Genomic DNA, 15,369 nt, shown 5'->3' on the forward strand with positions numbered 1-15,369 from the left:
CGACCGCCCGCTCTCGCCTAGTCTCGTAGGACGGCAGACCCGGCGCCGCCGGCACCCTCAGGACCCGTAGGACTCATTCGTGTCAGGACGATTCGCTCCGCGGCCCACCCGTACCACCGTGCGCGGTGGGGAGGTCGCCGTGCCCGCCGGGGTGCCCCGGCAGGGCGCGGGGGCCGCTGCGCGGGTGCGCAGCTGGGTGCCGGAAGCGCCGCTCGATCTCGGGCTGGTGCTGGGACCGCTGCGGCGCGGGCCGGCCGACCCGACCTTCCGGACGACGCGGGACGGGTCCGTGTGGCGGGCCTGCCGTACGCCCGCCGGACCCGGGACGCTGCGGGTGTACGTCCACGGCGGTGAGGTGCGCGCGGAGGCGTGGGGACCGGGTGCCGAGTGGCTGCTGGAGCAGGTGCCGGAGCTGCTCGGTGCCGCCGACGATCCGGACGCGTTCGTGCCGCGGCACCGGGTCGTGGCGCTGGCACGGCACCGGCGGCCGGGGCTGCGGCTGACGCGGACCGGGCTGGTGCTGGAGTCGTTGATTCCGTCGGTGCTGGAGCAGAAGGTCACGACCGATGAGGCGTATCGGGCGTGGCGGTTGCTGGTGCGCAGGTTCGGGGAGCGGGCGCCCGGGCCCGCGGGGGTGAGCGAGCGGCCGATGTGGGTGACGCCGGCGCCTCGCACCTGGGCGCTGATTCCGTCCTGGGAGTGGCACCGGGCCGGGGTCGACGACAAGCGGGCCTCGACGATCCTGCGCGCCGTGCGGGTTGCCGCGCGGCTGGAGCAGGCGGTGGGGATGTCGGCGGAGGAGGCTCAGGCGCGGTTGGAGGTCGTGCCGGGGATCGGGCCGTGGACGTCGGCGGAGGTCGTGCAGCGCAGTCACGGGGCGGCTGACGCGGTGACGGTCGGGGACCTGCACCTGCCGGGGATCGTGGGGTGGGCGTTGGCCGGGGACCGGGATGCCGACGACGCGGAGATGCTGCGCCTGCTGGAGCCGTATGCCGGGCAGCGGCATCGGGCGGCCCGGCTGATCCTGCTGAGCGGTCAGGTACCTGCGCGCAGGGCGCCGAAGATGCCTCGGGTGGACATCGGTCTGCTGTGAGCGGCCGACGGGGGCGCAGCCCCCATGGGCCGTGCCCCCTGCCCACCCGCAGGCTACTGATCCGAGGAGAAGCGGAGCGCTCCCGCCGGGATGCGGGCGTCGCACCACACGCGTACGCCCTCGCGGAGTTCGTTGTCGGGGCCGACCACCGCGCCGTCGCCGATGACCGTGCCGGTGAGGACGGAGCGTTCGCCCACTCGGGCCCGGGCGCCGATGAGGGAGTCGGTGACGACGGCGCCGGGTTCGATGACGGCGCCGGGGAGGATCGTCGAGCCGAAGACCCGCGCGCCGTTCGCCACGAACGCGCCCTCGCCGACCACCGTGCCGCCCGTCAGCTTCGCGTCCGGGGCGACCGTGGCCGTGGGCAGGATCAGCCGGTCGCCGCAGCGGCCGGGGACGGCGGGGGACGGGGCCCGGCCGAGGACGAGGTCCGCGGAGCCGCGGACGAAGGCGGCGGGGGTGCCCAGGTCGAGCCAGTACGTGGAGTCGACCATGCCCTGGAGGTGGGCCCCGGCGGAGAGGAGGTCCGGGAAGGTCTCGCGTTCCACGGATACGGGGCGGCCCGCCGGGATGGTGTCGATGACCGAGCGGCGGAAGACGTACGCGCCCGCGTTGATCTGGTCGGTGACGATCTCCTCGGGTGTCTGCGGCTTCTCCAGGAAGGCGAGGACGCGGCCGGTGTCGTCGGTGGGGACCAGGCCGTAGGCGCGTGGGTCGGTCACCTTGGTGAGGTGCAGGGAGACGTCCGCGCCCGTCGACTCGTGGGTGTGCACGAGCCGCCTGATGTCCAGGCCGGTCAGGATGTCCCCGTTGAAGATCAGCACCGGGTCGTCGGGGCCTGAGTGCAGACGCGAGGCCACGTTGCGGATGGCGCCGCCCGTGCCGAGCGGCTCCTCCTCGGTGACGTACTCGATGTGCAGCCCGAGGGAGGCACCGTCACCGAAGTGGGGCTCGAAGACCTCGGCGAGATAGCTCGTCGCGAGGACGATGTGTTCCACGCCCGCCGCTCTCGCCCGCGCCAGCTGGTGCGTGAGGAACGGCACCCCGGCCGCCGGGACCATGGGCTTCGGTGTGTGCACCGTGAGCGGACGCAGCCGGGTGCCTTTGCCGCCGACCAGGAGGATCGCTTCTGTCACCTGTCGTCTCTGCTTCCTGCCGGGACCGGCCGAACGACTCGTTTCGGCCGGCCAGTGTATGCAGACCGTGCGACGGTGCCCTCGTTGGCCGCGCGGTGTCCCGCGAGATCGGCGTCCGGTTTCCCCCAACCGACCCCCGCCGTCCGCGAGCCTCCCCGCCCGTCCCCCTGACGGCGGTGAACGCGCGCCCCCGTGCCGTCAGCGCCCCTGATACCGCGCCGCGCTGGAACGGGCCGTGCCGAGCTTGGCGTAGAGCCGCTTGCCCGGACACTCGGTGGCGAACCCGTCCCGATGGCCGGAGATCACGTTCAGTCGTACGTTCTTCCCCTTTGGGTAGAGATTGCCACCGCCCGACGTCAGGTATGTCTTTCCGCCCGGATCGGCCCCGAAGAGCCCGAGCTTCCAGGCGGTGAGCCTGGCGACGGCCGTCACCGCGGCGGTGGACGGCTGGGTGGAGCTGTATGTGCCGATCACGGCGATGCCCATGCTGTTGCTGTTGAACCCGAGGGTGTGGGCACCCAGCACCGCCTTCGCCACGCCTCCGGCCCGGCCCTCGTAGATGCTTCCGCACTTGTCGACGACGAAGTTGTAGCCGATGTCCCGCCAGCCCATGCTCTTGACGTGGTAGCGGTAGATACCGCGGATGACGGAGGGGGCCTGGGAGCAGGTGTAGTTGTTGCCCGAGGCGGTGTGGTGCACGAAGGCAGCCTTGACCGTCTTCGTGTAGAGGAATCCGCTCTCGCGCAGTGACTCGTCCGCGCCCCAGCCGCGCCGCGTCACGATCGGCGGCCGTGGCCCGATGTACGGCTTCGCGCGCGGAACACCTCCGTTCAGGCGGGCCAGTTCCAGCTCGGTGTCCCGTCGGCCGAGCTGGGGGATCTCCAGGGCGCCGTAGGGCACGAGGTCGGTGTTGGCCGCGTAGGCGGCGACCGTCGTGTCCGTGTGGGTGCCGGTGCGGGGCACGTCCGCCGGCGGGCCCTGGGGCGGTGCCTCGGCCCCGGGGTCGACGAGTTCGACGTGCAGCCCGGCCGGCAGCGACCGGTCCTGGTCGCCGGCGGGGCCGCCCCGGTCTCCGGTCGCCGGGGCCGGCTCCGCGCGCACCCGTACGTCCACACCGTCCGAGTCGCCCACCCACAGCGGCGCGGTGGCCCCGCGCACCCGGCCCGAGGACCGTTCCGCCGTGCCCGGGTCGGCGCCGTGCTCCTCGTTGTGCGTCTCGACGTCCTGCCAGCCGGACCACGCCCGGGACGCGGTGGACCGGGTACGCACCTGGACCCGGCCGTGCAGTTCGACGTCGGGGTCGTCCCAGACCAGGCCGACCAGCGAGAAGTGCCGTACGCCTGCGCGGTACAGGCCCTGCTCCGGGGCCGCGCCGGGATCGCGGTCGCCGGAGAGGGGAACGAGGGGCAGCGACCGGGTGCTGCCCGGGACCGCGGTCTCCCCCACCCGGCCCGTGGCGGCCGCCCGCTCCGCCCGTGCGGGCACGGCGGTCGCGGGCAGGGCCGGCGGCAGTGCGAGGGCGGCCGCGCACGTGACACCGACCGAGGTGGCGCCGACGGAGGCGGTGAGGAATCCACGCATGCCCACGATGCTGGACATGGTCATATGGATCTGTCCATCAGGGAACTGACGGGCCGTCGGGAGCCGTTCCGCCGAACCGGTGGCCCCGGCGCGCGGTGCGCAGGCCGGCCCCGGCGTACCCTTGCGCGGGTGAATGCCACCGATCGCACCCCTGCCGACCTGCTGCGTTCCGCGCTCGCCGCGGATCCCGGCCGCCCCCTGGTGACCTTCTACGACGACGCCACGGGCGAACGCGTCGAACTGTCCGTCGCCACCTTCGCCAATTGGGTGGCCAAGACCGCGAATCTCCTTCAGGGCGACCTGTCCGCCGGGCCGGGCGACCGGGTCTCGCTGCTGCTGCCCGCGCACTGGCAGACGGCCGTGTGGCTGCTCGCCTGTGCATCGGTGGGGGCGGTGGCGGATGTGGCCGGGGACCCGGCCGCCGCCGACGTCGTCGTCAGCGGGCCGGACTCCCTGGAGGCGGCGCGGGCGTGCCGCGGGGAGCGGATCGCTCTCGCGCTGCGGCCGCTGGGAGGGCGCTTCCCGCAGGCGCCGGACGGCTTCGCCGACTATGCCGTGGAGGTGCCGAGCCAGGGGGACCGGTTCGTGCCGTTCGCGCCCGTGGATCCCGAGGAGGCGGCCCTGATCGTCGCGGGGGCCGAGTTCAGCGGGGGCGAGGTCGTCGAGCGGGCCCTGGCGGACGCGGTGCCGCTGGGCCTGGCAGGGCCCGGATCGAGGCTTCTGTCCGCCCTTCCGTACGACACCTGGGAGGGGTTGAGCGCGGGGCTGTACGCGCCGCTGGCCGCCGGGGGGTCTGTGGTGCTGTGCAGGAACGTCGACCGGCTGGACGAGGAAGCCCTCGCCAAGCGGGTCGAGAGCGAGCGGGTGACCGTGCTGCGCCGCTGAGAGGGGGGTGGGGCGACGTCGGGCGAGCGCGGGTGCGGGGGGCTGTTCGCGCCCACGCGGCGGCGCCGCACATCGACACGGCCCCGCGCCCCTTCGACTCGGCCGCCCTCACCCATGTGGAGTAGCAAAGGGCGGCTCCCACCCCTCTCCCCCGCCATCGTCGTAAGAGCAGAGGCATGACGCTCGTACGCCATGAGGGGACCCGCACCGTGAACGACAGCGTTCGTCGGGGGCTCGGGGCCTCGGCCGCCGGGGAGGGGCTCCTGCGGCGGCATCGGCGGCGGTGGGTCCAGGGGGCGGCGCTGGCGATGGGCGTGGTCGTCGTGGCGGCGGCCGGTGCGGGGTGGGCCGTGTACGCCAAGCTCAGCGCCAACATCACCCCGGACGACGCGGCCGCCGCGGAACTCGCCCGCTACGAGCGGGAGCGGCCCACCGCGCTGGTGCGGGGCGCGCAGAACATCCTGCTGATCGGGTCCGACACCCGGGCCGGGGACGGGAACGGGCAGTACGGGCGGGACCTGGGCAGCGAGCGGTCGGACACCACGATCCTGCTGCATCTGGCCGCCGACCGGCGCAGCGCCACCGCCGTCTCGCTGCCCCGGGACCTGATGGTGGACATCCCCGGCTGTCTGCGGGCGGACGGCAGCCGCAGCGAGCCGGCGTTCGCGATGTTCAACCACGCCTTCCAGGTGGGCGGTTCGGCCTGCACCATCCGTACCGTCGAGAAGCTGACGGACATCCGGATCGACCATCACGTGGTGGTCGACTTCAGCGGGTTCAAGGAGATGGTCGACGCCGTCGACGGGGTCCAGGTCTGCCTGAAGGAGCCCATCGACGACAAAGCGGCCAGGCTGAAGCTCCCCGCGGGCCGGGTGACCCTCGACGGGGAGCAGGCGCTCGGGTACGTGCGGGCCCGCAAGTCGATCGGCGACGGCAGCGACACCGAGCGGATGGAGCGGCAGCAGCGGTTCCTCGGTGCGCTCGTCAACAAGGTGCAGAGCAACGACGTCCTGCTGAACCCCGTGAAGCTGTATCCGGTGCTGGACGCGGCCACTTCCTCGCTCACCACGGATCCGGAACTGGCAAGTCTGCGCGGTTTGTACCAGTTGGTGCGCGGACTGCGGGACATCCCCGCGGAACATGTGCAGTTCCTGACGGTTCCGCGCGAGTCGTACGTCTACGACTCCAATCGTGACCAACTCGTGGAGCCGGAGGCCGAGAAGCTGTTCGCGCGGCTGCGGGCGGACCAGCCGGTGGTGGTGGCACGGTCGGATTCTCAGGAAGTTCTCAGGGAGACCCCCGGGGCGAGTCCCGGGAACAACCCCTCCGCCGCTCCGACGTTCCGCGGGAACACGGCGGCCGAGCACACCTGCGAGTAAGGCGTGCATCAAGGCGACGAACTTCAGTCCAGAAATATGGGGTGGATTGCCCAGTTGTAGGAAGGTGGAATTTGTCACCGGCGTCGCTTGACGCTGAACTGGGCGGATAGTGTGAGCGATCCGGTGCACCCCCCGCGAGGTCAGCCCTGGGGTCGTGCACCGATTCACCGAGACCCGAGCGCCTTTGAGGGGGAAGGCGCCGCGTGGCCCCGACGGAGGATTCGGACAACCGTGGACGCGCAAGGCCGTGGGCGGGCGGACAACATCGACCCCGCAGACCAGTGGGTACTCAATCCGAATACCGGCGAATACGAACTGCGACTGAGTGATTCCGCACCGCAGTCGTCGGTTCCCGGTCCGCGTAGACCGAACTCCCGTGATTCCGGCGGTGCCGGGCGCGGCCGCGGTGACGCGGCGGGGGGCGGGACGCGCGAGATGCGGGAGGTGCGCGGCGCGGAGGTGCCGGGTCCCCGTTCGGGCCGGCGCAAGGGCGCCGAGCCCGAGCCGCCGCCGACCCGGCGCGGCCGGCGGCCGGTGAAGAAGAAGTCGAAGGCCAAGAAGGTGCTGGCGTGGACCGCCGGCGGCACGGCGTTCGTCCTGGTCGCCGTCGGCACGGCCGGCTATCTCTACCTGAAGCACCTGGAAGGCAACGTCACCACCACGGACGTCGGTGACGCGGCCAAGAACAGCTTCAGCAAGGACGACGCCTTCAACATCCTGATCATCGGCACCGACAAACGGACCGGCAAGGGCAACGAGGGCTACGGCGACTCCGGCAGCGTCGGGCACGCGGACACCAACATCCTGCTGCACGTCGCCAAGGACCGTACGAACGCGACCGCGCTGAGCATTCCGCGCGACCTGATCGTGGACGTGCCGGACTGCGAGACCACGCAGGCCGACGACACCAAGAAGGTCATTCCCGGCACCGACGGGGTCCGCTTCAACACCAGCCTGGGCCAGGAGGGCCGGGACCCGGGCTGCACGATGCGCACGGTGAAGGCGGTCACCGGCATCGAGCCCGACCACTTCATGATGGTCGACTTCAACGCCGTGAAGACGCTGACCTCGGCGGTCGGCGGCGTCGACGTGTGCCTCAAGCACGCGGTGAAGGACAAGCAGTCGCATCTGGACCTGCCCGCCGGCCCGTCCAAGATCGAGGGCGAGCAGGCGCTGGCGTTCGTCCGTACCCGGCACAGCTGGGGCAACCAGGGCGACCTGGACCGCATCAAGGTGCAGCAGCAGTTCATGGGCTCGCTGATGCGCAAGATGTCCTCCAGCGACACCCTCACCAACCCGGCCAAGCTGATCGACCTCGCGGAGGCGGCCACCAAGGCGCTGACCGTCGACAAGGGCATCGGCAAGGTGAGCACGCTCAAGGACGTGGCGCTGGAGCTGAAGAAGGTGCCGCCGAAGAACATCTCGTTCATGACGGTGCCGGTGGTCGACAACCCGGCCGAGAAGGTCCACGCGACGGTCGTCGTCGACAGGACAAGGGCGCCCGAGGTCTTCGACGCCATCAGGAACGACGTCTCCTTCACCGAGGTGAAGAAGAAGCAGAAGGCGGCCAAGGACGCGGCGGCCGCCCGTCTCAAGGGCAGCAAGTCCCAGCCCTCCGAGGTGCGGGTGCGGGTCCTCAACGGCGGCGCCGAGGCCGGCAGCGCACAGGAGACCCTGCAGTGGCTGCAGACCCAGGAGGGCGTGCTCAAGTCGGAGAACGCGGGCAACGCGCCCGCGGAACTGAACAAGACCACGCTGGAGTACGCGCCCGACCAGGCACCCCAGGCACGTGAGCTGGCGGCCCTGATGGGGCTGCCGGGGTCCGCGCTGAAGCCGGGCAAGAGCGTGACCAACTCCCAGGGCCTGCCCGCGATGACGCTCACCCTGGGCAAGGACTTCAAGGGTGCGGGCGTCTCCCTCACCCCTCCGTCCAAGGCTCCGTCCGTCGACAAGTCCACCGCCGACAAGGTTCAGTGCGCCTCATAGGTAACCCAACGGGTCCGTCGTGCGTCTAACTCGGCGCGGGACGGACCCGTTTCATGGCGCAGGGTGGGGAGGGCAGGGAGTTGTCGCAGAGCGATGTGCGCGGGGAGCCTCCTGCGGTCGAGGACACGATGGCGCTCACGCCGCAGGCCGCTCAGGCGCCTGAGGGGTCCGGACGGCACGGTGGCGGGCGTCGCGGCGGCCCGAGGAAGACCGAGCGGCGGGGGCCGCGGCGGCGCGTGCTGCGCTGGTCGGCGACCGTGCTGACGGTGGTCATACTCGGCACGGCCGGCGCCGGATACCTGTACTACCAGCACCTGAACGGCAACATCCAGAAGGGCCGCCGCAGCAACGGCGACGACAAGGCGCAGCGGACCCGGCCGAACGCGGCCGGCCAGACTCCGCTGAACATCCTGCTGATCGGCTCCGACAGCCGTAACTCGGACGAGAACGTGAAGCTCGGCGGCGCCAAGTACGACCGCGGCAGCCCTCCGCTCGCAGACGTGCAGATGCTCATCCACCTCTCCGCGGACCGCCGGAGCGCCGCCATGGTGAGCATTCCCCGGGACACCCGGGTCGACATCCCCAAGTGCACGGACCCCGACACCGGCAAGGTCTACCCGGCCACCAATGCCATCATCAACACCACCCTGGCCCGGGGCGGCGCCGGCTGCACGCTGAGCACCTGGGAGAACCTCACCGGTGTCTACATCGATCACTGGATGACGATCGACTTCGCGGGCGTGGTGAAGATGGCGGATGCCATCGGCGGCGTCGAGGTCTGTGTGAAGCAGAACGTGTGGGACCACTCCACGCCCGCCCAACGCGGCGGCTCCGGGCTGAAGTTGAAGGCCGGGCGGAAGAAGGTCGAGGGCGTGCAGGCCCTGCAGTGGCTGCGTACGCGGCACGCCTGGGGCAGTGACGTGATGCGGGCCCGCGCCCAGCACATGTACCTCAACTCGATGATCCGCACGCTCAAGCAGCAGAACGTGTTCACCGACACCGGGCGGCTGATGGACCTGGCCGAGGCGGCCACCAAGTCCCTGAAGGTGTCCGAGGAGATCGGCACCGTCAAGAAGCTGTACGACCTGGGCACGGAGCTGAAGTCGGTGCCGGCGGACCGCATCACGTCGGTGACGATGCCCAACGTCGAGGACGCGCAGAACAGCGAGCACGTCGTGCCGGAGAAGGCCGGCGCCGACAAGCTGTGGCAGATGCTCCGCGACGACGTCCCCTTCGACAAGAACGGCAAGCCGTCGGGGGCGAAGAAGGGGGCGGGCAAGTCGCAGCCGACGAAGACCCCTTCGGTCGACGCGGCCCGGCTCGGGGTGCTGGTGCAGAACGCCACGCAGTCCTCCACCGAGGCCGCGGTCGCCGGCCGGGCCGGAACGGTCGGCCAGGCGCTCGTGCAGAAGGGATACGGCAGGGCCACTGCCGACACCTCGGCATCGCTGTCCGCGGACCAGACCGTCGTGCGCTACCCGAGCGCCGATCTGGCAGGGGACGCGCAGGCAGTCGCCAAGGCGCTGGGCATCCCGATGAGCCAGGTGAAGCAGTCGACCGACGTGTCGGGGGTCACTGTCGTCGTGGGCGCGGACTGGCGCACGGGCACCGCCTACCCCAAGAAGTCCGCGCCGAAGGCCGGCGACCTGCCCGGCAACTCCGACGCCATCAACGGCTCGGACAGCTCCCAGTGCATGGACGTGTACAAGCCCTACCAGTGGTGAACGCAGCACGAGGGCCCCTCCGCGGCGTGCGGAGGGGCCCTCTTCGTTCCTGTGCTCAGCGGGGTTCGAGCACCGCCGGCCGCCGCGAGGCGATCACTCGCTTCGCCAGGGACCTGGGGCTGGTCAGAAAGCCCCAGCCCCACGACATGTGCATGGTCGCGAGAGCCGCCGGGATCTGCAGCCGGGCCTTGGCCGGCAGCCCCTTGCCCGCCGGGACCGAACCCGCCACGATCGCCGCCAGATAGCCGCCGGGGATCACCAGACCCCACGGCGTGAGAGCGGCACCCACCACGAGACCCGCCGCCATGGCGCACACCGCGGTCGGCGGGGCGAGGTAGCGCAGGTTGATGGAGCCCTCGTGGTAGCGGGCGACGACATGGCGCCAGCGGCCGTAGTCCTTGTACTGCTTGGCGAGCGCCTTCACGCTCGGCCGCGGCCGGTACGACACCTTCAGCTCCGGCGAGAACCAGATCAGGCCGCCCGCCTCACGGATGCGGAAGTTCAGCTCCCAGTCCTGGGCGCGGATGAACTCCTCGTTGTAGCCGCCCTGTTGCTCCAGCGCCTCGCGGCGGAAGACACCGAGGTAGACCGTCTCGGCGGGGCCCGCCTGACCACCGGTGTGGAAGGCCGCGTTGCCGACGCCGACCTTCGAGGTCATGGCTGCGGCGACCGCGTGCTCCCAGTCGTTCTCGCCCTCGGCGTGCATGATGCCGCCGACGTTCTGCGCGCCGGTCTCCTCCAGGAGCCGAACGGCGGTCGCGATGTAGTTCGGCGAGAGCATGCCGTGGCCGTCGACACGGACCACGATCGGGTGCCGGGAGGCCTTGATCGCCGCGTTCAGCGCGGCGGGGGTGCGGCCGGTGGGGTTCGGGACGGTGTGCACACGGGGGTCTTCCGCGACCAGCTCGGCGGCGATCTCGTCCGTGCGGTCCTTTGACGGACCGAGGGCGATCACGACCTCCATCTCGCCGGCGTACTCCTGCGCGAGGATCGCTTGGACGGCCCCGCGCAGATGCCGCTCCTCGTTGAGGACGGGCATGATCACAGAAACGGCGGGGTGTCGCACGTCGGGCTTGGCGTTCATAGGGGGCTCACGTTACCGCGAACGGGGGACACCGGTGCGCGCCGCCGGGCGCGTGCAGGCGGGCTGGAGATCGTATCGGCCTACGGTTCTCACAAATCCCGCATACGGCCGCAGCCCGGAGGTGTCCCTTGCCCAGCCCGCCCAGGTCCCCCGCCCGGCCGCAGCGCCGACCGCAACAGCCCCGCCGGGTGCCTCGGCAGCCCGCACGGGCCGTGCGGCCCCCGCGCCCCAGGCGGCCGCGCTGGGCCATGCGGGCGGTGACCACGCTGTCCGTGGTCGTGCTCGCCTCCGCCGGGATCGGCCATGCGGTCGTCACCAGCCTGGACGCCGGCATCACCCGGGTCGACGCCTTCAAGGACATGAAGAACCGGCCCCGCGCGGGCCACGGCATGAACGTCCTGCTGGTCGGCACCGACGGCCGGGACAAGATCAGCGAGTCGCAGCGGCGCACGTACCGGCTGGGCGGGCAGCCCTGTCACTGCACCGACACGATGATGATCGTGCACATCTCGGAGGACCGGGAGCGGGCGAGCGTGGTGAGCCTGCCGCGCGACTCCTACGCAGAGGTGCCCGAGCGCGTCGACCCGGGCACCGGCCGGCGGCACGCCCCGCACCCCGTCAAACTGAACGCGGCCTACGCCGAGGGCGGCCCCCAGCTGACCATCGCCACGGTCGAGAACATGACCCATGTGAAGATCGACCACTATCTGGAGGTCGACTTCACCAGCTTCATGAAGACCGTGGACGTGCTCGGCGGCGTCCGCATCTGCACGGCGACGCCGCTGAAGGACTCGTACACCGGACTCGACCTCGCGCCCGGCACCTACACCCTCAACGGCGGGCAGGCGCTGCAGTACGTGCGCGCCCGGCACGTGGACGGGGCGAGCGACCTGGGCCGGATGAAGCGGCAGCAGCGGTTCCTGGCCTCGCTGATCGAGCGGGCCACCTCCTCCGGGGTGCTGCTGAACCCGATGCGGTTCCGGGACGTGACCCGGGCGGTGCTCGGCTCGGTGCGGGCCGACGAGGGCTTCGGCACCGACGAGCTGCTCGACCTCGGCCGGGCGATGCGGAACTTCTCGCCGTCCTCCTCCGAGTTCTCCACGGTGCCCATCGGCCAGATGAACTTCCCGGTCAAGGGCCTCGGCTCGACCCTGAGGTGGGACCCGGCGGCGTCCGGCCGGCTCTTCCAGGCCCTGCGCGACGACAAGCCGCTCGCGGTGGACCACCCGCACCGCGGACCCCGGCCCGCGCCGGTCGAGGTCGCCCCGCGGCAGGTCCGGGTCCAGGTGGAGAACGGCACCGGCACGGCCGGGCTCGCCAAGCGGATCGACGCGGCGCTCGCGGCGGCCGGCTTCGCCACCACCCACCGGCCGACCACCGCGACCGTGCACGACGTCAGGCGCACGGTGATCTCCTACGACCCCCGCTGGGACCGCTCCGCCCGCACCCTGGCCGCGGCCCTGCCCGGCAGCGCGCTGCGCGCGGTACCGGGGATGGGCCAGACGCTGAAGGTGACCGGCGGGTCCGACTTCAAGACCGTGCACCAGGTGAAGGTCGAGGACCCGGCCAAGCCGGAGCAGAGCGCGCTGCGCGGCAACGAGGTGGTCTGCCCGGCTTCCGGGGAAGCCTCCCAGGGCGCATAGGGCCCTGGGTCAGGCCCTAGTCCTCGAAGCCCTGCGCCGCGCGCCTCTCGCGCAGCTCGCGGATCTCGCGTCGGCGGGCCAGGCGGTGGGTGCGGCGGATCTGGGCCTCCTGGTTGCGGCGGCGGTCGCGCTCGGTCTCCGCGATCACCGGGGGCACCCGGCGCGGCTTGCCGTCGGCGTCCACGGCCGCGAAGACCAGATAGGCCGAGCCGACCTGGGTCGGCGGCGTCGACTCGTTCCAGCGCTCGGCCAGGACCCGCACGCCGACCTCCATCGAGGTCCGGCCGGTCCAGTTGACCTGGGCCTTCACATGGACCAGGTCGCCCACGCGGACCGGCTCGAGGAAGGCCATCTCGTCCATGGACGCGGTGACGGCGGGACCGCCGGAGTGCCGGCCGGCCACCGCGCCCGCCGCGTCGTCGACCAGTTTCATGATCACCCCGCCGTGCACCGTCCCCAGCAGGTTGGTGTCGTTGTGGGTCATGATGTGGCTGAGGGTGGTGCGGGAAGCGGATATCGCCTTGCCCGGGATGTCCGGATCCGCGTCCGGGGCCTGGTCTGTCATGGCCCCCACCTTATGCCGAAGGACATTCACGGAATTTGTGACGGCTTCGCAACAGCGCCGCTCTGATTTTCCGACACCCCTTGTAAGGCCCACACCCGTGCCCTGCACACTGGGGCGCATGAATGACTGGCCCCAGGGATGGTCCGACGACAATCGCGGCCCGCGCTACGGACGCGGCAGCGGCGGCGCGCAGCCGGAAAGCGCCCGTGTGATGCGCCAGGTGCGGCGCGGCCCGGCGGGGCCGCCCGGGCAGCAGCGCGGGTACGGCGCCGGGGTCCCGCAGCAGCCGTCGTACGTCGACGGCCAGGGACACGACGACGGCGCCGGCTACGGCGACTACGACAGCGGCTACAACACGGGCCAGGTCTACGGCGGCGGCCAAGGCGGCGGCTTCGTGCCCAACGACAACGACGCAGACCCGAACGTCGGGCAGTACCGGCCGCGGCCGAACTGGCGCCGTCGCATCAAGTGGACCGCGATCACGCTGGCGAGTGTGCTGATCGTCACGTCGGTGGCGACGTACTTCTGGGCCGACTCGAAGCTGCGCCGCGAGGTCGACCTGGCGACGGTCATCGACCGGCCGGAGGCCGGTTCGGGCACGAACTACCTGATCGTCGGCTCGGACAGCCGCGAGGGCATGTCCAAGGCGGACGAGAAGAAGCTGCACACCGGTGCCGCCCAGGGCAAGCGCACCGACTCGATGATGATCCTGCACGTCGGCGACAACGGCGACACGCTGATCTCGCTGCCGCGCGACTCGGACGTGGAGGTCCCCTCGTACAAGGGGTCGTCGTCCGGGAAGGTCTACCCGGCCAAGGGCCGGCACGAGAAGCTGAACGCGGCCTACGCCGAGGACGGCCCGACCCTCCTCGTGCGCACGATCGAGTACAACACCGGTCTACACATCGACCACTACGTGGAGATCGGCTTCCAGGGCTTCGCGAACATCGTGGACGCGGTCGGCGGTGTCGACATCGACATCGACAAGGGCTTCAAGGACAAGTGGTCCGGCGCCGACTTCAAGGCGGGCAAGCAGACCCTCACCGGTCAGCAGGCCCTCGCCTTCGTCCGCACCCGGCACGCCTTCGCGACCAGCGACCTGCAGCGCACCAAGAACCAGCAGAAGTTCCTGGCCGCGCTGGCCCACCAGGTCGCCACCCCGTCGACGGTCCTGAACCCCTTCAAGCTCTACCCGACCATGGGCGCGGGCCTGGACTCCCTGATCGTCGACAAGGACATGGGCCTGTGGGACCTGGCGTCCATGTTCTGGGCGATGAAGGGCGTCAGCGGCGGTGACGGCACCTCGATGAACATGCCGATCTCCGGGTCCACCGGCGGCAACCTCGTCTGGGACAAGGCGAAGGTGAAGACGCTGGTGAGCCAGTTGAAGAACGACGAGAAGGTGACCGTCACCGGCAACTAGGCGGTCGCGGAGGCGAGCAGCGAGACATGGGGAAGGGCGAGCTGCCCTTCCCCGTCCGCGTATGCGGCGCTCAGCCGCTCGTACTCCCGCCGGATCCGGGCGACCGTCTCCGCGTCCTGGGAGGTCACGACCAGCCCGACGGTGGCGACCCCGCCGGCCGCACCGCCCCACCACTCCTCGACGCCGGCCCGGTGCTCCCAGGCCAGTTCGGCGGCCTCGGCACCGCCGAATCCGGCCTGCGCGAGCAGCTCCGACAGCCCTTGCGGGGTGCGCGTGAAGTCCTCGTCCGGGTCCAGGCGCGGCAGGTACGACGGCGGTACGGCACCACCGGCCGCGCACGCCTGCCCGAGCAGCTCCTGTCCGGCCCCGCGCCGGGCGCCCCACAGTGTCAGGGCGATCCGTCCGCCGGGTCGCAGCACCCGCCGCAGCTCGGCGAGCGCGGCCCGCGGCCGGCCCACATGGTTGAGTACGAAGTTGCCGACCACCGCGTCGAACTCCCCGTCAGGGAAGGGAAGTTCGGGCAGGACGGCGACCTCGGCGGCCACCCCGCGCCGCCGCGCCCCGGCGACCATCCCGGCGTCGGCGTCCACGGCCCGCACCAGCGCGCCCCGCTCCTGCGCCGCCAGGGCGGCCGTGCCGGTCCCGGTCCCGACGTCGAGGACCCGCGTCCCCGCGCCGACCCGGGCCGCGTCCAGCAGCGCGGGCACCGGGTACGCGCACAGCCGGCCGAAGCTCGCGGCGTACGCCTCGGTCCGCCCCGCCCACATCGCCCGCTCGGCGGCGTCGAAGGCCGCCGTCGCATCCGTCTCGATCATGAACCCAGCGTGCCGTACAAAGGTTCAAGGGCACCCACGGGGGTGCCCTTGAAAC

General features: G+C 71.6%; 12 protein-coding genes. 7 read left to right on the top strand and 5 right to left on the bottom strand.

Features of this window, described 5'->3' with window-relative positions; all coding sequences use genetic code 11:
- Positions 1 to 79 precede the first annotated feature (79 nt).
- The gene (locus AC07DS_RS17695; protein WP_479146313.1) at positions 80 to 1,093 is read left to right on the top strand and encodes a DNA-3-methyladenine glycosylase family protein; all 1,014 of its coding nucleotides are present in this window, start codon (positions 80 to 82) and stop codon (positions 1,091 to 1,093) included.
- A 53-nt stretch (positions 1,094 to 1,146) separates the two neighbouring features.
- Here the strand turns inward: AC07DS_RS17695 and manB are convergent, their stop codons facing one another.
- Together manB and AC07DS_RS17705 are read right to left on the bottom strand one after the other, a co-directional pair.
- A complete protein-coding gene (gene manB, locus AC07DS_RS17700; protein WP_479146315.1) occupies positions 1,147 to 2,229 on the bottom strand; it encodes a mannose-1-phosphate guanylyltransferase in 1,083 nt (360 codons plus the stop codon).
- Between the two features lie 198 nt (positions 2,230 to 2,427).
- Positions 2,428 to 3,828, bottom strand: a complete 1,401-nt coding sequence (locus tag AC07DS_RS17705) for a peptidoglycan recognition protein family protein (RefSeq protein ID WP_479146317.1) — start codon at positions 3,826 to 3,828, stop codon at positions 2,428 to 2,430.
- Between the two features lie 111 nt (positions 3,829 to 3,939).
- On the opposite strand from AC07DS_RS17705, the gene AC07DS_RS17710 reads away from it, so the two are divergent.
- From AC07DS_RS17710 to AC07DS_RS17725, 4 genes are all read left to right on the top strand, one after another.
- On the top strand, positions 3,940 to 4,695 hold the full coding sequence (locus AC07DS_RS17710; RefSeq protein WP_479146319.1) for a TIGR03089 family protein: 756 nt from the start codon (positions 3,940 to 3,942) through the stop codon (positions 4,693 to 4,695).
- A gap of 176 nt (positions 4,696 to 4,871) precedes the next feature.
- Complete coding sequence (locus AC07DS_RS17715; RefSeq protein WP_479146321.1) at positions 4,872 to 6,074, top strand: LCP family protein; 1,203 nt, start codon at positions 4,872 to 4,874, stop codon at positions 6,072 to 6,074.
- Positions 6,075 to 6,305: 231 nt separating this feature from the next.
- Complete coding sequence (locus tag AC07DS_RS17720) at positions 6,306 to 8,060, top strand: LCP family protein (protein ID WP_479146322.1); 1,755 nt, start codon at positions 6,306 to 6,308, stop codon at positions 8,058 to 8,060.
- 53 nt (positions 8,061 to 8,113) lie between these two features.
- Complete coding sequence (locus AC07DS_RS17725) at positions 8,114 to 9,784, top strand: LCP family protein (protein ID WP_479146324.1); 1,671 nt, start codon at positions 8,114 to 8,116, stop codon at positions 9,782 to 9,784.
- A gap of 55 nt (positions 9,785 to 9,839) precedes the next feature.
- Here AC07DS_RS17725 and AC07DS_RS17730 read toward each other — a convergent pair whose 3' ends face one another.
- A complete protein-coding gene (locus AC07DS_RS17730) occupies positions 9,840 to 10,868 on the bottom strand; it encodes a glycosyltransferase family 2 protein (RefSeq protein ID WP_479146326.1) in 1,029 nt (342 codons plus the stop codon).
- Positions 10,869 to 10,996: 128 nt separating this feature from the next.
- On the opposite strand from AC07DS_RS17730, the gene AC07DS_RS17735 reads away from it, so the two are divergent.
- Positions 10,997 to 12,511 carry an LCP family protein gene (locus tag AC07DS_RS17735; protein WP_479146328.1) on the top strand — a complete coding sequence of 505 codons (1,515 nt, stop codon included), beginning with the start codon at positions 10,997 to 10,999 and terminating at the stop codon, positions 12,509 to 12,511.
- A gap of 16 nt (positions 12,512 to 12,527) precedes the next feature.
- On the opposite strand, the gene AC07DS_RS17740 is transcribed toward AC07DS_RS17735, so the two are convergent.
- Entirely contained in the window at positions 12,528 to 13,076 is a 549-nt protein-coding gene (locus AC07DS_RS17740) for an acyl-CoA thioesterase (protein WP_479146330.1), read from the bottom strand.
- 118 nt (positions 13,077 to 13,194) lie between these two features.
- Between AC07DS_RS17740 and AC07DS_RS17745 the strand changes: the two genes are divergently transcribed.
- Positions 13,195 to 14,499, top strand: coding sequence for an LCP family protein (locus tag AC07DS_RS17745; RefSeq protein ID WP_479146332.1), 1,305 nt, complete (start codon positions 13,195 to 13,197; stop codon positions 14,497 to 14,499).
- Here the strand turns inward: AC07DS_RS17745 and AC07DS_RS17750 are convergent.
- Positions 14,496 to 15,314: a class I SAM-dependent methyltransferase gene (locus AC07DS_RS17750; protein WP_479146334.1), complete on the bottom strand. Its 819-nt coding sequence runs from the start codon at positions 15,312 to 15,314 to the stop codon at positions 14,496 to 14,498. The genes AC07DS_RS17745 and AC07DS_RS17750 overlap by 4 nt on opposite strands.
- Positions 15,315 to 15,369: the final 55 nt, after the last annotated feature.

Source organism: Streptomyces sp. NPDC044064, assembly GCF_056434245.1.